The organism is Halanaerobium sp., assembly GCF_003070835.1.
Window position 1 is genome coordinate 1 of sequence record NZ_QBLR01000042.1, and the last position, 21,634, is coordinate 21,634.

Sequence of the window (21,634 nt, forward strand, 5' to 3'; positions counted from 1 at the left end):
GGAAATTATAATTCTTTAAAGCAGAGCTATGAAATCAAGGGTAGAAAAATTGATAACCGCCTGGCTATTCATCCAATGGAAGGTGCAGATGCCAATCCAGATGGTTCACCTGGAATTTTAACCAAAAGAAGATATCTAAGATTTGCAGCTGGTGGTGCTGGCTTAATCTGGATGGAGGCAATTGCTGTAAATAAAAATGGTAGAGCAAACAACAAACAGTTATTTTTAAATGAAGACACTTTAGTTGATTTTAAAAACTTAAATAAATCAATTAAAGCGGAGGCAAAAAAAACTGAAAGGAATCCATATTTAATTGCTCAATTAACCCATTCCGGCCGTTTTGGAGAAAATAAAAATATTATATTCAGAGATGAATATCTTGATAGTACTGCATATATTAAAAAAGGTTTTCATAAATTAAAAGATCCTGAATTAGATAAAATAAAGAGTGATTATTTAAAGGCTGCCAGACTGGCCAAAAAAGCTGGTTTTGATGCTGTAGATATTAAGAGCTGTCACCGTTATTTAATTTCAGAACTACTGGCTGCTCATAAAAGAGAAGGCAAATATGGGGGGAGTTATCAGAATCGAACAAGATTTCTTAAGGATGTTATTAAATTAATTAACAAAAATGTTGATATTGACCTTGCTGTAAGGTTAAATATTTATGATGGCATTCCTTATCCAAATGGCTGGTCTACAGACAGCAGGGGAAGAGAAAAATTAAGTGACTCTCAAAAACTATTAAAAGAGATCGATCAGCTTGGAGTAGAGATAATTAATGTTACTGCAAGCACCCCTTATTTAAAACCGCATATAAATAGACCTTTTGAGAAAGGAAAATATAATCCACCAGAATCACCTATAAATGGTGTAGTTCGTTTAATGAAATTAAATAGATTTACCCAAGAAAAATTTTCTGGGACAGTAATTGGAACTGGCTTTAGCTGGTTTAGACAGTTAGCACCAGATGTAATTGCAGCTATGATTGAAAAGGGATGGATTACAATGGCAGGGTTTGGAAGATTAGCCTTTGCCTATCCAGATTTTGCAAGGGATATAATTCAAAAAAACAAACTAGATTCTGATAAAGTTTGTCTTACTTGTAGTAAGTGTGCAAAATTAAAAGCGGCTGGTAGAAATTCAGGTTGTGTTATTAGAGATCGAGAGATTTATTTAGCTAGTTATAATAAATTAAAGAAAAGTCAAAAATGACTAATATACAATGAGGGTGAATTAAATGTATTATACAGGCTTTGCTGATGAGGCGTCAGATTCGATAGAAAAGCAGATACAAGTTACTAAGGAATTGGGCTGGGAATATATAGAATCCCGTAATATTGATGGTACAAATCTTACCGATATAAGTGATGAGAAATTTGAAGAGGTAGCTGAAAAATTGAATGAGGCTGGAATTAAAGTTAATTGTTGTGGCAGTGCAGTTGCCAACTGGGGAAAAGATCCCAGAGATGAAGAATCTTTTAAAAAAAGTTTGGAAGAACTTAAACGAGCCATTCCCAGAATGCAGAGACTGGGTACCAAAATGATTCGAGGCATGAGTTATGGAATTCCGAAAGAACTCTCTCCAGATAATCCTGAACTGGAAGACAAAATTATTGATAACTTAAAAAAAATGGTTAAAATGTGTGAGGATGCTGGAATTATTTACTTACATGAAAATTGTATGAATTACTTTTCTCAGTCCTATGAGAAAATGGATAAATTAATTTCTGAAATTGATTCCCCTAATTTTAAAATTGTTTTTGATACTGGAAATCCTTTGATGGCTGATAATAGAATGGGAGAAACTCCATATGGAAAACAGACAAGCTGGGAAGCCTATCAGCAATTAAAAGATGAAATTGCTTATGTACATATTAAAGATGGAGTTTTTGTTAAAGAAACAGATGGTATTTTTCCAGAGATGGATTACTGTTATCCAGGAGATGGTAATGGTGAGCTAAAAAAAATAGTTAAAGATCTGCTGGCAGATGGCTATGATGGGGGTTTTTCCATTGAACCACATATGGATGCTGTTTATCATGAAGAGCGCGATGATAATCAGGCTGATGCCAGATATAATACTTACCTGGAATATGGAAAAAGATTTATGCAGTTAATGGAGGAGATCAAGAAAGAAGTTGAGGAGGATTAGCTAGCAGATGAGAGAAATTAAGATTGGAATAATTGGTATTGGAAATATGGGCAGCAGCCATGCTAAATCTATAGTAAAAGATAGAGTTAAAAATGCAAAATTAACCGCTGTCTGTGATATTGATTCAGCCAGAATAAAATGGGCTAAGAATAATCTTGATTCAGAAATTGAGTACTTTACTAATCCCCAAAGATTTTACCAGGAGGCAGATATTGAGGCTGTATTGATAGCTACTCCCCATTATGACCATCCTCCCCTGGCAGTTAAGGCATTTAAAAATGACCTCCATGTTTTAATTGAAAAACCAGCCGGAGTTTACACAAAGGCAGTCCGGGAAATGAACGAAGCTGCTCAAAAAACAGATAAAGTTTTTGGGATTATGTATAATCAGCGGACCAGAGCTATTTATCAGAAGCTTAAAGAACTGATTGATTCGGGAGAGCTTGGAGAAATTAAAAGAACAAACTGGATTATCGACTGGTATCGTCCACAGAGTTATTATAACAATGGCGGCTGGCGGGCAACCTGGGAAGGCGAAGGTGGTGGAGTTTTATTAAATCAGGATCCACATCAGCTTGATTTATGGCAGTGGATCTGTGGAATGCCGAAAAAAGTTCGAGCCTTTGCTGAAAACGGTAAATATCATAATATAGAAGTAGAAGATGATGTTACAGCTTATGTAGAATATGAAAATGGAGCTACAGGTGTTTTTGTAACTTCAACCGGAATTGCCCCGGAAACTAATAGGCTTGAGATTAGCGGAAATAAGGGCAAGATAATTGTTGAAAATAATGAGATTCATTTTAAGAGGCTAAGAACTCCAGAGAGAGAATTCAATCATGACTTTAAAGGTGGATTTGGCAGTCCAGAATGCTGGGAATGCAAAATACCGCTTGCAGGAGATAATCCTGAGCATTTAGGGATTTTAAATAACTGGATTGATGCAATTTTAAATGGGGCAGAACTTATTGCTCCTGGTGAGGAAGGAATCAAAGGTTTAACGATTTCTAATGCAATGCACCTTTCTGCCTGGACAGATGACTGGGTTGAACTGCCGCTTGATGAGAATTTATTTAAAGATAAGCTGGATGAAAAAATTGATAATTCTACTTTTGTTAAAGAAAATATAGAAGCTGAAACTATGGAAGTTGAGGGGACATTTTAAAAGAATAATACTTTTTTGCTCAAACTGAATTCCTAGAAGGTGACTGCAAATGGAAAAATTGAAATCCGCAATTATTGGCTGTGGTAATATATATAAAGTTCATGCTGATGCTTTACAAAAAAATGAAAATGCCGAATTAAAATATGTTGTTGATATTAGAGAAGAAAGAGCTAAAACAGCCGCAGAAAAATATAATTGTTCCTATATAATTGAATATGAAGAGCTTTTAGAAAAAGATATTGATGTGGTTCACATCTGTACTCCTCATTTTTTACACAGCCCGATGGCTGTAAAGTTTTTAGAAGCTGATATCAATGTTTTTGTAGAAAAACCAATGGCTTTAAATTATGAAGAAGGTATTAAAATCATTGAAGCTCTTAGGGGAAGTCAGGCAAAATTAGGAGTCTGCTTTCAGAACCGCTTTAATAATATTAATCAGCAGACTAAAAAAATACTTGAAAGTGGCAGACTGGGAGCGATAAAAGGAATCAAGGGTTTTGTTACCTGGAATAGAGATGAAGAATATTATCTCAAAGATGACTGGAAGGGTTTTTATGAGACAGAAGGTGGTGGAGTTTTGATCAATCAGGCTATCCACACTCTTGATTTAATGCAGTGGTTTGGGGGTCCTGTTGAGGCTGTTAAAGGAAATGTGGATACAAGAGTTTTAAAAGAAGTAATAGAGGTTGAGGATACAGCTGAAGCTACCCTATATTTTGAAGATGGTGCAGTTGGAATTTTTTATGCTACCAATACTTTTAGTCAAAATAGCCCGATTGAAATTGTGATCGACTGTGAAAAAGGAAGTTTAAGACTCTATGATGATCAGTTGATAGTAACTAAGAATAGAGAAAGTAAAGCTCTTATTAGTAGTGACAATAAAGGAAAATATAAATCATACTGGGGTAACAGTCACTATAAAACCATTGATAACTTTTATCAGGATCTAATTGAGGGGAATTATAACAACACTGTAATTGCTGCTGAAGCCTTAAAAACTTTAGAGTTAATTAAAAATATTAATCAGTCAGCCAGCAGTCAAAAAAAATGCTATCTAAATAATGAATTAAATTTTGCTAAATAGATAGTTTCTTCCTTGGAAAGCCCTGTTCTTAATTTTTAAAAGAACAGGGCTTTTAATTAATCACTTGAAATTTTATAACATTAGTAGTAAAAAATCATTAGGATGTGATAATTATGAATATTGATAAGTTAAAAAATAGCTACAATCTGCAGCTGCCGGACTGGGGACCCTATACCAAAAAATATTTAGGTATTTCACATATAGCTGATAAAAAGCGGGGTATTCGCTTTGATCTCAGTGTTTTTCCTGGCTATTACAGAAGGAAGGTTAAAATCCCGAATGTAAGATGGGAATCTGATTATCATCCCTGGGAAGCAGCATCTGATCTGCGTTATTATTCTAATCGCCACCAACTTGAATGGAAAGATAAGCTTTACTGTGATATCTCTTATTCAGAAATTGATGCTCAATCGAGATTGATTAGATGTAATTGTGTTAATAAAACAGACTCTATTCAAAATATTGTGTTGCATTTTATGGGATATATCAACTTCCCTAAAAAAAGATCATATAAAATAAATGCTGCAGCTGATTCAGTCTGGATAAATGCTTTAGAATATGATGAGTTAAATTATTCAAACCCAAGCCCACAGGATAATTTAATGCCTGATGGTCTATTGAGAGGAGAAGTTCATGAGCCAGAGTTTATTGAGGGCGCAGGGCTGGGGCGTAATTTTGCTAAAGATTTTGGTGATAGAGTAAGCTATAAATTAAATTTGGATAATGATATCGAAAAAGCTGTTTTGATAATTAGATATCAAAACGAATCAGAGCAGGCTCTTTCTTTTAATTTAGAAGGTATAATTGAGAAAGAAATAGAGTTTCCAATTGCTAAAAATTTAGAAACTAAAATTATTCAGCTTGGTAATCTATCTAAAGGCGAACACAAAATTAAATTAATATCTAACGGTGGAGCTGAAATAAAGATAGATGGTTTTTTAATAATTGCTTTAAAAGATAAGGATAAAGCTAGTTTTACTGCAGAAGAAGATAATCCAGAGCCGGAAAAACTAGAAATATTAGAAGATAATTCTCTTATCTTAAAATACGAAAATATTGATCAGTACTATGGAATAAAATGGTTTTATAATGATTTTGAAATCAGAGAGTTTGAAAGCAACAATTTAGATTCATTTATGAAGGAAACAGTTCATGATCATGTTTCAAAAAAATTAGTTGATAATGAAAATGGTAAGACAGAAATGTATTATACAAATGTCTTTCTGCGACCAATAACAATAGAGGCTAATTCGAGCCAGCTGATATATGGAATGGTCTGTAATGGAAGCCGCCAGGAGGTTGAAACTAAGCTTAGTCAATTTAAATCAGATAAAAATAATATGGATGAGCTTTATGATAAGGCCCGAGAAAAAGCTTTTGAATTTGATCAGAAAGTGGAAGGCGATAAGTATAAATTCAGTCAGCAGAAAATGGCTGCCACAACCCTGACCAATGTGGTTTATCCAACTTATATTAGAAAAGGATATATCAAACATTACCCTCCAGGACGCTGGTGGGACTCATTATATACCTGGGATTCTGGTTTTATTGGTCTCGGTCTAAGTGAACTTGATGAGGAGCGGGCGATTGAGTGTCTTAATGCCTATCTGACGGAACCGGGTGATCAGCATTCAGCGTTTATCCATCACGGTAGTCCTGTTCCAGTGCAGATTTATTTGTTTTTAGAGCTCTGGACCAGATTACAGTCAAAAGAATTTTTAGAGTATTTTTATCCGCGCTTAAAACAGTATCACCAGTTTTTAGCCGGCCGCCTCGGCAGTTCAACTACCAGGAATCTAAAATCAAATCTTTTAAAAACCTGGGATTATTTCTATAATTCAGGTGGCTGGGATGATTATCCACCCCAGGTCTATGTCCACGAACAGAAGCTGGAAGAGCGAGTGGCTCCTGTAATAAATACTGCTCAGGCAATTAGAACTGCTAAAATATTAAAAATGGCTGCCTGGGAGCTCGGACTGGAGGCAGATATAGAAGAGTTTAATCAGGATATTACTACCTTTACTAAAGCTCTCCAAAAACATTCCTGGGATGAAGAATCCGGTTATTTTTCCTATGTGCTTCATGATCAAAATGGTGAAGCAAAAGAGATTTTAAAAGATAATACCGGCAAAAATTATAATATGGGACTTGATGGAGTATCTCCACTGGTTGCTGGAATCTGTAATCAAAAGCAGGAAAGAAGGTTAATCGATAAGTTGTTTTCTAAAGAAAGAATGTGGACAGAGATCGGAATTTCTACAGTAGATAAAACCGCACCTTATTACAAAAACGATGGCTACTGGAATGGCTCAGTCTGGATGCCTCATCAGTGGTTTATCTGGAAGACAATGCTTGATTTAAATAGGCCTGATCTGGCCTATAAAATTGCTATTACAGCTCTCGAACTCTGGCAAAATGAAGTGGATAAAACATATTCTTGTTTTGAACATTTTCTTTTGCAGTCAAAAAGAGGTGCAGGCTGGCATCATTTTGGAGCTCTTTCAACACCGGTTATGAGCTGGTTTGCTGCTTATTTTACCCCGGGTAAATTGACCGTAGGTTTTGATGTTTGGGTTCTCAGTCAGAAATTTAAAAAGGATAATAGCTCTCTGGAAGCAAGGCTTAGAATATTTGGTAATAGTGATGGGGTAAATATCACTGTTTCGCTTAATTCAAGTAATGAATATACTGTTAGCTGGAATGATAAAATTATTAAACATGAAACTATTAAACCTGGTCTTTTGAATATTCAAATTCCTGGAGGGGAGTTTGAAGGTGAATTAAAGATTATGAAAGCTGAATAAGAATTTAAGAAAAATTACTTTTAAAAAAATTGGAGGTAAAGTGAATGAAACTAAATAATCAATTTAATACATTACCATTGATAAAACGTCACGAAAAAAATCCTATTTTAACATCTGAACAGGTTCCCTATCAAGCAACTTTATTATTTAACCCGGGTGTAGCTTAATATAAAGATGGCTATGTAATGGTATTTCGAAATGACTACGGAGAATTTAGGGGAGAAATTTTTGATGGTACTAATCTTGGCCTGGCTTTTAGTGAAAATGGAATTGACTGGGAAGTTATGCCTGAGCCCTGTTTTAGTCTGGAGAATGAAGAAATTATCAGGATCTATGATCCTAGAATTACTTCTATGGATGACCATTATTATCTTACGTTTGCAGTAGATACACTACATGGAATTAGAGGAGGTATAGCTGTAACTGAAGATTTTAAGGATTTTGAAGTTTTAAGTATGTCTGTCCCAGATAATCGTAATATGGTACTGTTTCCTGAGAAAATAAACAATAAATATGTGCGTTTGGAAAGGCCATTTCCTGTTTACGGTAAAAAGGAAAAAGAAGCTTTTGATATGTGGATTTCAGAGTCACCGGATTTAGTTCACTGGGGTAATTCAAGCTTATTGCTTGGTAGTGATCAAGTTCCTTATTGTAATAGCAAAATTGGACCGGCGGCTCCACCTATTAAGACTGAAAAAGGTTGGTTAACAACATTTCATGTAGTAGATTATGATTCCAGCAGGGGTAAAAATGGTTGGGAAGATAGCTGGAAAAAGCGATATACTGTCGGTTTGATGCTCTTAGATCTGGAGAATCCTTCTAAAATAATAAGTATTTTAGATAAACTTCTAATGGTTCCTGAGTTAGATTATGAGATGAAAAATGGTTTTAGAAACAATGTTATTTTTCCCTGTGGGATGATACTTGAAGAAAATGGGGAAGTTAAAATCTATTATGGTGCTGCGGATACTGTTATAGCATTAGCAACTGCTGGTCTTAATGATTTGTTAGAACTTTTGATATAGAGTTTAGCTTTTTCCCCATTTTATAAACTTTAATATATTTGAAAGAAATAATTAGAGGCTGCTCTATTAAATCAAACTATTAATCGTAAGAGCAGCCTTTTAATATATGCCTATTTTAGTTACTCAAAATCAAGCACCATACTCTTAACCTTTACCCCACCAACTGACTTCAATTCTGCCTCCAGTGCCTCAACCTCAGTATTATCAGCCGTTATATCTAAAATAATCATTCCTTCATCAGCACAGTTGCTGCTTTCGTGCATTCCCAGCCTGGTCTTAATTATACAGCCGTGTTCTGTCAGGATTTTCTGGACTTCCGGGGCAGCATCGGTTCTTTTGTCAATTAAAATCGCCATAATTGTAGAATCATTCATCAAAATCACTCCCTCTTGAAATAGTTAAAAGTACTATTTTTATATTTATTTACAAAAGCTAAATCTCCTCTAAGAAAAGCAATTAAACAAAAATAAAACTAATTTGTTTGACTTTCGAACAAATATTAATTATAATCAAATTGGGTAAAGATATTATTTTTAAGCTAAATATTCAGAAAATAAAAACTATTAAAACATAAATTCGGAGAAGGGAATTAATATGGAAGCAAAAGACAGCAAAAAAATTTTTGGCTGGTCAGGCCCGGCCGCAGGAGCAGCTATTTTTAGAATCATCAAAGAAATAGGACCACTTTCGAGAACTGAGATAGTAAAACAGACCGGATTATCAAAATCGACTGTTAGTGTTCATACCAAAAAACTGCTGGACATGGGTCTGATCAAAAAAGAAAAAGAAAAAAGTGATCGAGCTGGCAGTGTGGGGAGAAATCGGCAGCTGCTTAAATTTGCCAAAGACAATGGTTATATTATAGCTATTGACCTCGGGGCAACAGGTTTAAATGTAGCTCTCTGTAATTTAGATGCTGAAATTATTGAAATGAAGGTTAGTGATATTTTAGTCAACAGCGGACCAAAAAAAGTTATGAATAAGATTGACCAGCTGATAACAGAACTCCTGGAAAAAAATCAGCTTGAGCAAAAAAAGATTTTTGGGATCGGAATGGGGGTTCCGGGTCCGGTTGAATTTTCGAAGGGTCTGCCGGTATCACCACCAATTATGCCCGGCTGGCACTTAAGTCCACTTAAACAGATTTTACAGGAAAAATATAAATGTCCAGCTTTTATTGATAATGATGTCAATGTGATGGCAGTGGGAGAAAAACATGCAGGTCTGGCCCAGGATATTGCCAACTTTATTTTCATCAAAATTGGAACCGGAATTGGGGCCGGTATAATCTGTGAAGATAAACTTTACCGCGGCTCTAAAGGCTGTGCGGGAGATATTGGTCATATTGGAATTGAAGGTGAGGAAGAATTATGTCCCTGTGGTAACCGGGGCTGTCTGGAAATAGTAGCAGCCGGACCGGCAATTGCCAAAAAAGCAAAGGCAGCAGCTAAAAATCGAGAAAGCGAAATTCTTTTAAAGATTTTAAATAAAAAGGGAGATCTAACAGCTAAAGATGTAGGAGAAGCAGTCCGCATAAATGACCTGGCTGCCATTAATATAGTCAAAAACAGCGGTCAAAAAATTGGCCAGGTTGCTTCCAGACTGGTTAACTTCTACAATCCATCTTTAATAATTATCGGGGGAGGGGTTGCTAAAATCGGGAATCACCTAATTTCTGCAATCAAAGAGGAGGTGCTGCGCCGTTCTACTTCACTTGCTGTACAGGACTTAAGAATCGAATTATCACAAAAAAATGACGAGATTGCTGTAATTGGAGCTGCTGCTATGGCGGTTAATGAAATTTATTCCCATGATAATGTAACTGAAATGATGTATTTAGATGGCAGCAACGATTAAGTGAGCTCAAAGGAGGTGTGATTTTGAAAAGAATTATTGCTGTAAACTCAAATACCTACCACGGTTTTTCACTTAAAGATGCTATTTCAGGTATCAAAGCAGCCGGCTTTAACTACATTGAACTTACTGCTACCAAGGGCTGGACAGAACATGTTTTTCCTACCATGTCTTTAAATGAATTATATGAGGTCGAAGAGCAGTTGATTGAGGCAGGCTTAACTCCAATTTCTTTAAGCGGCCACACCAATCTAATGGACAATAACCGCCTTGATGATTTTATTGCCAATATCAGGCTGGCCCATTTTTTTGGCTGTAAATATATAATTTCCTCTATTGGAGAGGCTCACCTTGAAGATCAGGCTGAACTTTCTGATCAGAAAACTGCGGAAAATATTAAAACTTTAATTCCCTACCTCGAAGATTACGGTCTGATTTTAGGTCTTGAAAATCACGGCAAACATGGAACGGGAAAAAGGCTTAAAAAAATTGTTGAGCTGATTGACTCCGAGCGAGTGGTAGTAAATTATGATACGGCCAATGCAATTTTTTATGGAGAAAAAGATTTGGATTTAGCAGCTGATTTTAAGTCTGCCCTGGACAGGGTTGGCCATCTGCACTTAAAAGATAAGGCCGGTGCTCAAAAAGAGTGGAATTTTCCCGCTCTGGGTCAGGGAAATATTGACTTTGAGCAGTTATTCAAGCTATTAAAAGAAAGTGAGAATAATTCACCTTTCAGTATTGAAATAGAATTTAGAGAAGACGGCCCTGCAGATCTGGCAGAAGTTAATCAGGCAGTCAAAGATTCTTATCAGTTTTTAAAAGAAGCTGGATTTAAACTCTAATTTTAAGTTACTAAGGCAAAAATCAAAATTATCAGCAGCAGAAAATGAGGAAGGGAGGTAGTGAATGCAAAAAGTTGCAATTGTTGGTGTTGGTGGGATGGGTACAGTCCATTTCAATAATTACGCTCAGATAGAAAAGGCAGAGGTTAAGGCAGTTGTTGGTCCTTCGGAAGCTGACAAAAAGCAGGCTGAAAAGTGGGGAGTTGAAATTTATCCGGACTTAGAAAAACTACTGGCTGCAGAAAAGATCGACCTGGTTGACATCTGTACCCCTACTTTCTTACATGTTGACTATGCCCTGCAGGCTTTAAATGCCGGTAAAAATGTCATAATCGAAAAGCCGATTGCCCTGCACCGGGAGGATGCAGATAGAATCTTTGCCCTGGCAGATGAAAAAAATGCTCAGGTATATGTCGGCCAGGTTCTGCACTTTACCAGAGAAGTAGAAATTTTAAAAGAAGCAGTAAAAAGTGGAAAATACGGTCGGGTACTGGACGCCTATTTTATCCGCCTGACTGCTGCTCCTGACTGGTCGGCTGGTGGCTGGCTCTTTGATAAAGAAAAGAGTGGTCTCCTGCCCTTTGACCTACACATTCATGATCTGGACCTGATTATCACCCTTTTCGGCAGACCGGAAAGCTACAGTTTTAATGCTGCAGGCAGCAGGGAAGGTAAGTTTAAGGAACACTACCGCTTTAATTATAATTTTGGTGAGCTAAATGTGGGGGCAGAAGCTGCCTGGTACAATGCCAGTTATCCCTTTACAGCCCGCTGGCGTGTTTATTTTGAAGAGGGGCTTTTAGTCAACGAAGAAAAGCTGATTTTTTATCCTGCCGAGGGGGAGCCAGTTGAATTTGAGACAGACCAGGAACCGAAGCTGGAAACTGGAATTAATTTGCCGCCAACTGCAATGTTTTACCATGAACTTTCCCATTTTATTGAATCAGCGGAAAAGGGGATTCCCACTGATCGGATGACCAAAGAGGAATTAATCACCACAGTTGAAATTCTAGAAGATATAGCCGAGCTCTAATAGTATTCTGAGCAGTTAAAAAGGATATTCAGACAGGGGTTTTAACAGCAGTGTTGGCTGCTGGGTTTGATAGAGATTTTTAATTAAAAAGGAGGAAATTTATTATGAAAAAGGCTTTAGTGTTTTTGGTTGTTTTTTCTCTCTTGGTAACTCTTGTTTTAGCTGGCAGTGTAAGTGCTCAGGATAAGCATAAGATAGGTATTTTAGCCCCTGCTGTTACTCACGGCTGGGTTGCTGCTGTTGCCTATCATGCTGAAGCTCGCTGTGAAGAGCTTTCTGACGAGATCGAATATCGGATTCAGACCAGCAGCAATGCTTCCGAAATGACCTCTCAGCTTGATGATCTAAAAACCTGGGGTGCAGAAGCAATAGTAGCCTTCCCCCAGTGGACCGGAATGGAAGTCCCAATTCAAATGGCTATTCAGGATGGAGTTGAAGTTGTAAACTTTGACATCAAGATTGATGTTGATGGAGTTTATCGGGTAGCAGGAGATAACTATGATATGGGAGTTCAGGGAGCTCACTACATCTCAGATAAAATCGGAAATGAAGGTACAGTTGTGATTTTAGAAGTACCTACAGCCGGCTCAGTTTCCGAGCTCCGTAAAGAAGGTTTTTTAGATACCTTAGACGAAATTGGTGCTGATTATGAACTTCACACCTATGCAACTCAGTTTACCAGAGAAGCAGGTTTAAGTGATATGTCAGATATTTTAGTCAGACACGATGAGATCGATGCAGTTTATTCCATGGATGATGAAACTTCAATTGGTGTTTTAAAGGCAATCGAAGAAGCAGGCCGCGAAGATATCAAGGTAGTTACCGGTGGTGGTGGAATGCAGGAATACTTCGAAATGATGCCCGAAAATGAAGATATCTGGATTCAGTCAGCCCTTTATTCACCAGCAATGGTTAAAGATGCTGTTGATATGGCAGTTGATGTTTTAGAAGGGGAAAATGTACCAGAAGAAAAAATTATTCCAACAACTATAGTTGACCGCACAAATTACAAAGAGTTCTTAGATCCAGATTCTCCTTATTAAAATAGAATATTTTCTCAAAATTAGTTTTAGCAGTTTGCTTTTTAGTTGAAGCTCAATAATTGAGAAGATTAATATAACAGCTGATCAGAGGTTGTGGATTCCACAGCCTCTGATTTCAATTGACGGGATGTGATTAAATGAAAATTGAAATGAAAAATATCTATAAGTCTTTTGGGGCCATTGAGGCAGTCAGGGATGTTTCTTTTTCTGTGGAAGGGGGAGAAGTCTGTGCTTTAATTGGAGAAAATGGTGCCGGCAAATCAACTCTGATGAATATTCTGGGAGGAGTACTGCCAGCCGACCGTGGTGAAATTTTAATTAACGGTCAGCAGATTAATTTTTATAAACCTGCAGATTCTCTGAATGCGGGAATTGCCTTTATTCACCAGGAATTGAATTTGATCAATGATCTCCCCATTTATGAGAATATGTTTATCGGGCGGGAGCTGAAAAAAAAAGGCAGAATCTTAGATTTAGAAAAAATGATTGCCAGAACCCAGAAGGTTTTTGACCAGATGGAAATTGACCTTGATCCCAAAACAATGGTTAGAGATCTTGATACCTCCTTTAAGCAGATTGTTGAGATTTCGAGAGCAATTATGATGGATGCCTCAATCATCATTATGGATGAGCCGACGACTTCCCTTACAGATCAGGAAATTGAACGAGTTTTTGAGATGATGGAGACTTTAAAAAAGCAGAATGTGGGAATAGTTTTTATATCTCATAAACTAAATGAGGTTATAGAATTCTGTGACCGCTACTCGGTTTTGAGAAATGGTGAACTGGTGGCCGAAGGAATGGTCAGCGAGGTTAATGTTGACCAGCTGGCAAGAGCAATGGTCGGCCATGAACTGAGAACTAAATCGCTGCAGCGAAAAACTGAGTCCGGCAGAGAAGTTCTGCGGGCTGAAAATTTAAGCTATAATAATGATTTTAAAAATATTTCTTTTAGCGTACATCAGGGAGAAATCCTGGGGGTGACCGGGCTTTTAGGAGACGGCAGGCAGGAGCTATTTCAGGCTATATTTGGCAGTGGGGAGATAGAAGCTGGAGAAATTTATTTAAATGATCAGAAAGTGGAGATCAAAAACAGTACTGATGCCCTGCAGAAGGGGATTGGTTATTTGCCGCGGGACCGAAAAGAGAACGGGATTATAAAAGATATGGATATTTTTGAAAATGCTTCAATAGTGACCTGGCCGTTATTTGATAACTTTGGAATTATTGACCGGGAAAAACAGGAGCAAAAATTCAAAGCACAGGTTGAAAGACTTAGAATCAAGATGGGGAAAAAAACTGATCCAATCAACAGTCTCTCCGGTGGTAATCAGCAGAAAATTGTGCTTACCAAATGGTTAATTGCAAACCCGGAGATATTTATTCTGGATAACCCGACTCAGGGTGTTGATGTAGGAGCAAAAGAGGATATTTATGATATTATTCTGGAGCTGGCTGCAGAAGGGATTGCAGTGGTCATTTTATCAAGTGAAGCCAAAGAGATTATTCGGATCTGTGATCGGGCTCTGGTGATGTATCATGGTGTTATTCAGGGAGAACTGAGCCAGGCTGAGATGAGTGAACACGAGATTATGCGGCTGGCAACAGGAGCCAGTTTAAATTCAGTGCAGGAGGGGGCAGAAGATGCAAAAAAATAGCAATCAGAATTCAGAACAGGGATTTAAGCAGTGGTTTATCAAAAAGTGGTCCACTGAACCAATTTTCAGCACCGGGGTCGCTCTAGTAGTGATGATTATTTTACAGACCTGGAGTCTTGGTTTTGATTATGATTCTTTTGGCAGCTGGTTTTTTACCTGGACTAATAACTGGATAAATATTTTGAGAAATAATGCCGGGGTTGGCTTGATAGCGCTTGGCATGTCTTTTGTTATCATGTCAGCTGGGATTGATCTTTCAGTTGGTTCGACAATGGTGGCAGTCGGAGCAGCATTAATGATGCTGATCGATAGAGGCCCCAATGGGATTTTAATAAATTTAGGAATTGAAGGGATTCCGGCAATTTTAATTGCAGTTTTAGTCTCACTTGCCTTCGGCTATTTTCTCGGAAATTTAAACGGGATTTTAATTACCAGGGGTGGAATACCACCTTTTGTGGTAACTCTGGCTACAATGAAGCTCTACCGCAGTGTAACCCAGCACTTTATGCAGGGCTATAACCCGCGGGTGCCGCTTGAGTTTTTGCCGATTTCAAATTACCAGATCGGTCCTTTTCGAATCATGCCTATAATTTACTGGTTTTTGATTGCAGCAGTATTATATTTTATGTCCAAGCGGACGACCTTTGGCCGCCAGATAATTGCTGTCGGCTCCAATGAGCGCTCGGCCAACCTGTCTGGAGTTAATGTCAAAAAAGTTAAGCGCCGGGTTTATGCGATTACTGGTCTGCTGGTCTCCTTTGCGGCAATTATTCAGGTTTCCCGGATCGGTTCGATGGATTATGCCAATGCTGGCAGCGGTTATGAGATGGAAGCTATCGCAGCAGCTGTTGTTGGTGGAACCAGTATGAGTGGTGGTCGGGGAACGGTTATCGGTACCTTACTTGGTGTTTTAATTATCGCTGTGATGAATAACTTGCTCAATCTACTCGGAGTACCGCCATTTCTCCGGGAAGCCTTTAAGGGCCTAATTTTACTCGGAGCAGTTTTAATGCAGAAAAAGCAGAAAACAGTTTGATTTTTAAAAGGCTATTATTCAAAAATATCTTTTATTTAAGCGACCAGAAAAGGATGTGATCTGATGTCAAAGCTTAAAGTTGGAATTATTGGTACAGGCTTTGTAGGAACAGCCCATGTTGAAGCTTTGAGGAGACTCAGCAAGGTAGAAGTCAGAGCAGTTGTAGCCAGCAGCCTCGAATCTTCAAAAAAGGCGGCAGAAAAGTTGAATGTTCCGGCATATTATGCTGATTATCAAAAAATGCTGGCAGAAGAGGAGCTGGATGTTGTCCACAACTGTACTCCCAACTACCTTCACTTTCCGGTCAATAAGGCTTTTTTGGAGTCGGGAGTCCATGTTTTTGCCGAAAAACCGCTGGTGATGAATACAAAAGAAGGCAGCAAGCTCCTGGAAATAATTGCAGACAAAAACATATATGCCGGGGTGAATTATAATTACCGCCACTATCCTCTGGTTAAAACGATGCAGAATCAGGTGCAGGAGGAGCTGGGAAAGCTCTTTCATATTCAGGGACATTACCTGCAGGACTGGATGCTTTTTGAAGATGACTACAGCTGGAGGGTTGACCCCGAAAAAGGAGGTAAATCGCGAGTTGTGGCCGATATTGGCTCTCACTTCTGTGATCTCTTGCAGTATCTGACCGGCAAGAAAATAATGCGTTTAATTGCTAACACAAAAATTGTGCATCCGGAGCGGAAAAGACCGCTCTCTGAAGTGAAAAGTTTCGCCCAGGCAGAAGAAGAGGTAGAATACGAAAGCTATCAGGTGGAGACAGAAGATTATGCCTCTGTACTTTTTGAGCTGGAAGATGGTACAGCCGGTAATTTTACTGTTTCTCAGGTTGATGCCGGCCATAAAAATGATCTTTTTATCGAGATCAGCGGCAGCAAAAAAAGCTTAAGCTGGTCTCAGGAAAAGGCCAATCATCTTTTTAGCGGCCATCGGGAAAAGGCCAATCAGGATTTAGTTCGCGATCCTTCACTTTTAGAGGGGAAGGCTGTCGAGCGCTGCTATTATCCCGGCGGTCATATTGAGGGCTGGTCTGAAGGCTTAAAAAATTCAATTAAAGATTTTTATGACTGTATCCTGGCATCAGGAGACCCGGCTGATTATGATTTTGCCACTTTCGCTGACGGTCAGCAGGAAGTAAAGATCACGGAAGCTATTTTAAAGAGCAGCCAAGAGAAGACCTGGGTGGAAATAGAATAATCCAAATAATTTGTAAGCAATTTTGAGCTGGATTTGACTGATGAATTTTTTGAAATAAAAAAGAGCCAATTGCAAAGGAGTGTTGATTATGGGACGCAAAGTAACACTATTTACCGGCCAGTGGGCAGACATGAAATTTGAAAATTTAGCTCAGAGAGTTAGTGAAATCGGTTATGATGGTCTGGAAATTGCCTGCTGGGGAGATCATTTAGATGTGCAGAAGGCGGCAGAGGAGAGTTCCTATGTAGAAAAGAAACTGGAGATTCTGGATAAATATAACCTTGGAGTCTGGGCCATCGGCAATCACCTTACTGGCCAGTGTGTGGGTGACCGCTATGATCCCCGCCTTGATAATTTCGCCCCGGAAAAGTATGCAGGTAAACCAGATGAAATCAGAAAATGGGCAATAGAGGAGATGCAGCTGACAGCAGTGGCTGCCAAAAATCTTGGTGTGGATACAGTTACCGGTTTTACCGGTTCTCCAATCTGGAAGTTCTTCTACTCCTTTCCCCAGACCACCCAGGAGATGGTCGAAGAGGGCTTTGAGCGAATCGTTGAACTATGGAATCCAATTCTTGATGTTTTTAAGGAAAATGGAGTCAAATTTGCTCTTGAAGTTCACCCGACAGAAATCGCCTTTGATTTTTACACAACCGAAAAGCTGCTGGATAAGTTTGACTGGCGGCCTGAATTTGGCATCAACTTTGACCCGAGCCATTTAATCTGGCAGGGGCTGACTCCCCATCTCTTTTTGCGGGATTTCAGTGAGCGGATCTACCATGTGCATATGAAGGATGCGGCAGTAACCTTAAACGGCAGAGAGGGTATTTTAGGTTCTCATCTCCCCTTTGGTGACCGCCGCCGCGGCTGGGATTTCCGTTCTCTCGGCCATGGAGATATAGATTTTGACGAGATCATCCGCGAGCTTAACAAAATGAACTACACCGGCCCCCTTTCTGTAGAGTGGGAAGACAGCGGAATGGATCGTATCTATGGTGCCCGAGAGGCACTAAACTTTGTCCGCAAGATTGACTTTAAAGCCTCTGAGCTGGCCTTTGATGATTCAATGGAAAAATGATATCTTATTGAACCAGGTCCAAAACGGCCGTTTTGGACCTGGTTCAAGTGCGATGATTCACAAATAGAGAGGGGCGATGATTTTGGCAGAGGAATATTATCAGGAAAAAATAGATTCAATTATTAAAGAATTCAAGACTGATCCGGAAAGTGGATTGAGCTCGTCTGAACTGGAGAAGAAAAAACAAGAACACAGTCCCAATAAAATTCGGGAATCAGAGGGAGTTTCTTTCTGGAAAATTCTTTTAAATCAGCTTAAAGATCTGATAATCATTATTTTAATCATTGCAGCTGCACTTGCCTTTTTGATCGGAGATACTCTGGAAGGCTATGCAATTCTGGCAGTCATTGTCTTTAACACAATTATTGGCTTTGTGACTGAATACCAGGCCCAGAAGGCAGTCGCTTCTTTAAAAAATGTTTTGAGCAAAAAGGCAATGGTAATTCGGGAAGGCAAGAAGAAAGAAATCGAAGCTGTTGATCTGGTGCCAGGAGATATTATTTTTATCGAAGAAGGAGATCAGATACCGGCAGATGCAAGGCTGATTGACTCCAATAATTTAACTATTAATGAAGCTTCGCTGACCGGGGAATCCGAAAGTGTGGCCAAGGAGGCAGCGGTCCAGTTTGATTCGGAAAAGACACTGGCTGAAAGAAATAATATGATCTACATGGGAACCACAGCCGCCCGCGGTAAAGGGAAGGCAGTGGTTACTGCAACTGCAGAAGATACAGAAATTGGCAAAATTGGAGCTATGCTGGACGAAACTAAGGAGGGTAAAACCCCTCTTGAAAAAAGACTGGAGAGGCTCGGTAAATCCCTGATAAAAATTACCCTGGTGGTAATTGCTGTGCTGACAGTGCTCGGAATTGTTATGGGACGTCCGGTCTATGATACAGTTAAAACTGGAATTGCCCTGGCAATTGCTGCTGTTCCTGAGGGGCTGCCGATAATTGCAACTGTGACGCTGGCGATCGGGATGAAGAAGATGGTTGAGCATCAGGCTCTGGTCAGAGAACTTCTGGCAGTTGAAACTCTGGGCTCAGTAACCACAATCTGCACAGATAAAACGGGAACAATCACTGAAAATCAGATGACACTGCGAAAAATTTATCTAAATGACCATTTAATCGAAATCAGCGGTACCGGCTATCAGCCGGAGGGAGATTTTCTGCTTGCAGGTGAGAAGATTGAGCCGGAAGCCGAGGCGAGTCTGGAGCTGACTTTAAAAGCAGGATTGCTCTGCACTTCAGCTGAGTTAACAAAAGAAGATGGAGATTATAAGGTTCTCGGAGAGGCTACAGAAGGAGCTCTTTTAACTGCCGCCAGCAAGGCTAACTTTTCCAAGGAGAGTTTAAAAGAAGAAGGTTATCAGAAGCTTGCCGAAATCCCTTTTAACTCAGACTATATGTATATGGCAGTCAGCTACGCCCTGCCCGATGGCAGAGAACACCTTTATTTAAAGGGTTCACCGGATGTGGTGCTTGAGATGTGTGATTCGATCATGATCAACGGTAAGAAAGAGGAATTAACTGAGGCTAAAATTGAAGAAATTCAGGCCAAAAATAAAAAGCTGGGGGAAGAAGGTCTCCGCATTCTGGGAGTTTCCTATCAAGAAGGGAATAATTTAGATTCGGAAGAAAAACTGCAGACTGAGATTGAAAATTCTCTCACATTTCTGGCCCTGACTGCAATTATTGACCCACCACGAGAGTCAGTAAAGGAAGCAATTAAAGAAACTAAAAAAGCAGGAATCAAAACAAAAATGATCACCGGTGACCAGATGGATACAGCTGCTGCTATTGCCAGAGAAGTGGGGATTGCAGGCAGTGATAATGTAATCAGCGGTCAGCAGATTTCTAAAGCTTCTGCTGGAGAATTAAGAGAACTGATTAAAAATAATTCTGTTTTCTCTCGGGTTACCCCGGAGAATAAGCTGCAGATTATAGAAGCCTTAAATCAGGAAAAAGAAATCACTGCCATGACTGGTGATGGCGTAAATGATGCTCCGGCCCTTAAAAAAGCAGATATTGGGGTTTCAATGGGCAAAAGAGGAACCTCAGTTGCCAGAGAGGCTTCGGATATGGTGCTTTTGGATGATGATTTTGCCACAATTGTAACTGCTGTGCGTGAAGGCAGGGTTATATTCGATAATATCCAGAAGTTTATCTACTTCCTCTTTTCCAACAATCTGAGCAAGATTATTTATATTTTCTTAGGGATTATTTTCAATCTGCCGCTGCCGCTTCTGGCAATGCAGATTCTCTGGATCAATGTAGTGATCGATGTTTTCCCGGCCCTCTCACTGGCCTGGGAAAAAGATGAGGACAATATTATGGAGCGGGAGGCTACAACCGAAAGAAATATCATGGATAAGGCATTTAAGAAAAAAGTTGGCCTGCACAGTCTTATCCTGGCAGCAGGACCGATGCTCCTATACCTCTGGGCCTTAAATGGAAGCTACAGTCTGGAGATCAGTCGGACCTTAAGTTTTAGTTCACTGGCCTTTATTCAGTTGTTCCATGTTTTCAATGCCCGCCGCAAATCAGGACTGGCTTTTGATAAGACTGTTCTGGAAAATCACTACCTCTGGCTGGCGGTAGGAATTGGAATAGTATTTCAGCTGGCGGCTATTTATTTAGCACCACTGCAGAATATACTTTCTACAGTGGCTATCCCAGCAGAGTTGTGGCTGCCGACAGCTGCAGCGATTATTCTGCCGATGCTGATCATTCAGTTGATCAATGTTTTTACCGGCAGATAAGTTTTGTACCTGGTTAAAGTATTTTATTTCACAATATATTTTCTAGGAATTAATCGTTTATTTACGATTAACGATTATTATGCTATAATATTTGACAGGAGGGATTAATGATGCAGAATTCAGAAGCAGAAATAAAGAAGAATGTAAAGAAAAATTACAGTAAAGTAGTAGAAAAGGACAGCAGTAGTGGCTGCTGCAGCTCTTCCTGCTGTGGGAGCTCAGCCAATGAAGAAGCAAAAGCTAAAAAACTGGCAGAAAAAATGGATTACAGTCAAAAAGATTTAGAATCAGCTTTTGCAGAAGCAAATTATGGTCTCGGCTGCGGCAACCCGGGAGCAATTGCCAATTTAAAAGCAGGAGAAACTGTTTTAGATTTAGGCTGTGGAGCCGGTTTTGATGTCTTTTTAGTTGCTCATAAAGTAGGAAATAAAGGAAAAGTGATTGGTGTTGATATGACTGAAGCAATGATCAAAAAAGCAAAGGCTAATGCTGAAAAAAATGAAGTTAACAATGTAGAATTTATCCTGGGAGAAATAGAGGATCTGCCTCTTGCTGACAACAGTGTAGATGTCATAATTTCTAACTGTGTAATCAATCTATCACTGGCTAAGCAGAAGGTCTTTGCTGAAGCGAAAAGGGTCTTAAAAAGTGGCGGTAGACTTGCAATCTCAGATATTTTAAAAGCTGAGGAATTTCCGGCAGAAATTAAAGCAAATCTGGATAACTACAGAGGCTGTGTGACCGGAAGTATTGAAAGGGATAAATTATTATCAATTTTAGAAGGAGTAAATTGCGAAGCAAATGAGGCTTTTAATAACAGTAAGTACAGAGGATGATGATTTTTCTTTACCCCAAAAACATGGTATATAAGGGTCTTATTC

At 38.9% G+C, this 21,634-nt stretch carries 18 protein-coding genes; 17 read left to right on the forward strand and 1 reads right to left on the reverse strand.

The window, feature by feature from the left end:
• From CI949_RS06620 to CI949_RS06650, 7 genes are all read left to right on the forward strand, one after another.
• On the forward strand, window positions 1-1,215 hold a 1,215-nt coding region (locus tag CI949_RS06620; RefSeq protein ID WP_290764319.1), incomplete at its 5' end, for an NADH:flavin oxidoreductase.
• A gap of 25 nt (window positions 1,216-1,240) precedes the next feature.
• Window positions 1,241-2,155 (forward strand): sugar phosphate isomerase/epimerase, encoded by a 915-nt coding sequence (locus tag CI949_RS06625; protein ID WP_290764322.1) that lies wholly within the window; start codon window positions 1,241-1,243, stop codon window positions 2,153-2,155.
• A 7-nt stretch (window positions 2,156-2,162) separates the two neighbouring features.
• On the forward strand, window positions 2,163-3,320 hold the full coding sequence (locus tag CI949_RS06630; protein ID WP_290764324.1) for a Gfo/Idh/MocA family protein: 1,158 nt from the start codon (window positions 2,163-2,165) through the stop codon (window positions 3,318-3,320).
• Between the two features lie 49 nt (window positions 3,321-3,369).
• Window positions 3,370-4,404, forward strand: coding sequence for a Gfo/Idh/MocA family protein (locus CI949_RS06635; protein WP_290764327.1), 1,035 nt, complete (start codon window positions 3,370-3,372; stop codon window positions 4,402-4,404).
• 113 nt (window positions 4,405-4,517) lie between these two features.
• Window positions 4,518-7,208, forward strand: a complete 2,691-nt coding sequence (locus tag CI949_RS06640; RefSeq protein ID WP_290764330.1) for an MGH1-like glycoside hydrolase domain-containing protein — start codon at window positions 4,518-4,520, stop codon at window positions 7,206-7,208.
• A gap of 44 nt (window positions 7,209-7,252) precedes the next feature.
• Window positions 7,253-7,375, forward strand: a complete 123-nt coding sequence (locus tag CI949_RS06645) for a hypothetical protein (RefSeq protein WP_290764333.1) — start codon at window positions 7,253-7,255, stop codon at window positions 7,373-7,375.
• Window positions 7,376-7,393: 18 nt separating this feature from the next.
• Window positions 7,394-8,233 carry a glycoside hydrolase family 130 protein gene (locus CI949_RS06650; RefSeq protein ID WP_290764336.1) on the forward strand — a complete coding sequence of 280 codons (840 nt, stop codon included), beginning with the start codon at window positions 7,394-7,396 and terminating at the stop codon, window positions 8,231-8,233.
• Window positions 8,234-8,352: 119 nt separating this feature from the next.
• Here the strand turns inward: CI949_RS06650 and CI949_RS06655 are convergent, their stop codons facing one another.
• Window positions 8,353-8,607, reverse strand: coding sequence for a hypothetical protein (locus tag CI949_RS06655; RefSeq protein ID WP_290764339.1), 255 nt, complete (start codon window positions 8,605-8,607; stop codon window positions 8,353-8,355).
• A 220-nt stretch (window positions 8,608-8,827) separates the two neighbouring features.
• Here CI949_RS06655 and CI949_RS06660 point away from each other — a divergent pair, with 220 nt between their 5' ends.
• From CI949_RS06660 to arsM, 10 genes are all read left to right on the forward strand, one after another.
• Window positions 8,828-10,090 carry an ROK family transcriptional regulator gene (locus CI949_RS06660; protein ID WP_290764341.1) on the forward strand — a complete coding sequence of 421 codons (1,263 nt, stop codon included), beginning with the start codon at window positions 8,828-8,830 and terminating at the stop codon, window positions 10,088-10,090.
• 17 nt (window positions 10,091-10,107) lie between these two features.
• Window positions 10,108-10,932, forward strand: a complete 825-nt coding sequence (locus tag CI949_RS06665; RefSeq protein WP_365941442.1) for a sugar phosphate isomerase/epimerase family protein — start codon at window positions 10,108-10,110, stop codon at window positions 10,930-10,932.
• 64 nt (window positions 10,933-10,996) lie between these two features.
• Window positions 10,997-11,965, forward strand: coding sequence for a Gfo/Idh/MocA family protein (locus CI949_RS06670; protein WP_290764347.1), 969 nt, complete (start codon window positions 10,997-10,999; stop codon window positions 11,963-11,965).
• Between the two features lie 104 nt (window positions 11,966-12,069).
• Window positions 12,070-13,008, forward strand: a complete 939-nt coding sequence (locus tag CI949_RS06675; protein WP_290764350.1) for an ABC transporter substrate-binding protein — start codon at window positions 12,070-12,072, stop codon at window positions 13,006-13,008.
• 137 nt (window positions 13,009-13,145) lie between these two features.
• The gene (locus tag CI949_RS06680; protein WP_290764352.1) at window positions 13,146-14,666 is read left to right on the forward strand and encodes a sugar ABC transporter ATP-binding protein; all 1,521 of its coding nucleotides are present in this window, start codon (window positions 13,146-13,148) and stop codon (window positions 14,664-14,666) included.
• Window positions 14,653-15,702: an ABC transporter permease gene (locus CI949_RS06685; protein WP_290764354.1), complete on the forward strand. Its 1,050-nt coding sequence runs from the start codon at window positions 14,653-14,655 to the stop codon at window positions 15,700-15,702. The genes CI949_RS06680 and CI949_RS06685 overlap by 14 nt, the downstream gene beginning before the upstream one ends.
• A 63-nt stretch (window positions 15,703-15,765) precedes the next feature.
• A complete protein-coding gene (locus CI949_RS06690) occupies window positions 15,766-16,911 on the forward strand; it encodes a Gfo/Idh/MocA family protein (protein ID WP_290764357.1) in 1,146 nt (381 codons plus the stop codon).
• A gap of 88 nt (window positions 16,912-16,999) precedes the next feature.
• Window positions 17,000-17,989: a sugar phosphate isomerase/epimerase gene (locus tag CI949_RS06695; RefSeq protein WP_290764359.1), complete on the forward strand. Its 990-nt coding sequence runs from the start codon at window positions 17,000-17,002 to the stop codon at window positions 17,987-17,989.
• A 76-nt stretch (window positions 17,990-18,065) separates the two neighbouring features.
• Window positions 18,066-20,753 carry a cation-transporting P-type ATPase gene (locus tag CI949_RS06700; protein ID WP_290764361.1) on the forward strand — a complete coding sequence of 896 codons (2,688 nt, stop codon included), beginning with the start codon at window positions 18,066-18,068 and terminating at the stop codon, window positions 20,751-20,753.
• A 107-nt stretch (window positions 20,754-20,860) separates the two neighbouring features.
• A complete protein-coding gene (gene arsM, locus CI949_RS06705; protein WP_290764363.1) occupies window positions 20,861-21,589 on the forward strand; it encodes an arsenite methyltransferase in 729 nt (242 codons plus the stop codon).
• Window positions 21,590-21,634: the final 45 nt, after the last annotated feature.

Bases quoted from the DNA above. Each gene is read 5' to 3' on its own strand.
- CI949_RS06670 (WP_290764347.1), top strand. From the start codon at position 10,997: ATGCAAAAAGTTGCAATTGTTGGTGTTGGTGGGATGGGTACAGTCCAT.
- CI949_RS06645 (WP_290764333.1), top strand. From the start codon at position 7,253: ATGAAACTAAATAATCAATTTAATACATTACCATTGATAAAACGTCAC.
- CI949_RS06690 (WP_290764357.1), top strand. From the start codon at position 15,766: ATGTCAAAGCTTAAAGTTGGAATTATTGGTACAGGCTTTGTAGGAACA.
- CI949_RS06635 (WP_290764327.1), top strand. From the start codon at position 3,370: ATGGAAAAATTGAAATCCGCAATTATTGGCTGTGGTAATATATATAAA.
- CI949_RS06660 (WP_290764341.1), top strand. From the start codon at position 8,828: ATGGAAGCAAAAGACAGCAAAAAAATTTTTGGCTGGTCAGGCCCGGCC.
- CI949_RS06695 (WP_290764359.1), top strand. From the start codon at position 17,000: ATGGGACGCAAAGTAACACTATTTACCGGCCAGTGGGCAGACATGAAA.
- CI949_RS06700 (WP_290764361.1), top strand. From the start codon at position 18,066: ATGATTTTGGCAGAGGAATATTATCAGGAAAAAATAGATTCAATTATT.
- CI949_RS06630 (WP_290764324.1), top strand. From the start codon at position 2,163: ATGAGAGAAATTAAGATTGGAATAATTGGTATTGGAAATATGGGCAGC.
- arsM (WP_290764363.1), top strand. From the start codon at position 20,861: ATGATGCAGAATTCAGAAGCAGAAATAAAGAAGAATGTAAAGAAAAAT.
- CI949_RS06625 (WP_290764322.1), top strand. From the start codon at position 1,241: ATGTATTATACAGGCTTTGCTGATGAGGCGTCAGATTCGATAGAAAAG.
- CI949_RS06655 (WP_290764339.1), bottom strand. From the start codon at position 8,607: ATGAATGATTCTACAATTATGGCGATTTTAATTGACAAAAGAACCGAT.
- CI949_RS06640 (WP_290764330.1), top strand. From the start codon at position 4,518: ATGAATATTGATAAGTTAAAAAATAGCTACAATCTGCAGCTGCCGGAC.
- CI949_RS06680 (WP_290764352.1), top strand. From the start codon at position 13,146: ATGAAAATTGAAATGAAAAATATCTATAAGTCTTTTGGGGCCATTGAG.
- CI949_RS06675 (WP_290764350.1), top strand. From the start codon at position 12,070: ATGAAAAAGGCTTTAGTGTTTTTGGTTGTTTTTTCTCTCTTGGTAACT.
- CI949_RS06685 (WP_290764354.1), top strand. From the start codon at position 14,653: ATGCAAAAAAATAGCAATCAGAATTCAGAACAGGGATTTAAGCAGTGG.
- CI949_RS06650 (WP_290764336.1), top strand. From the start codon at position 7,394: ATGGTATTTCGAAATGACTACGGAGAATTTAGGGGAGAAATTTTTGAT.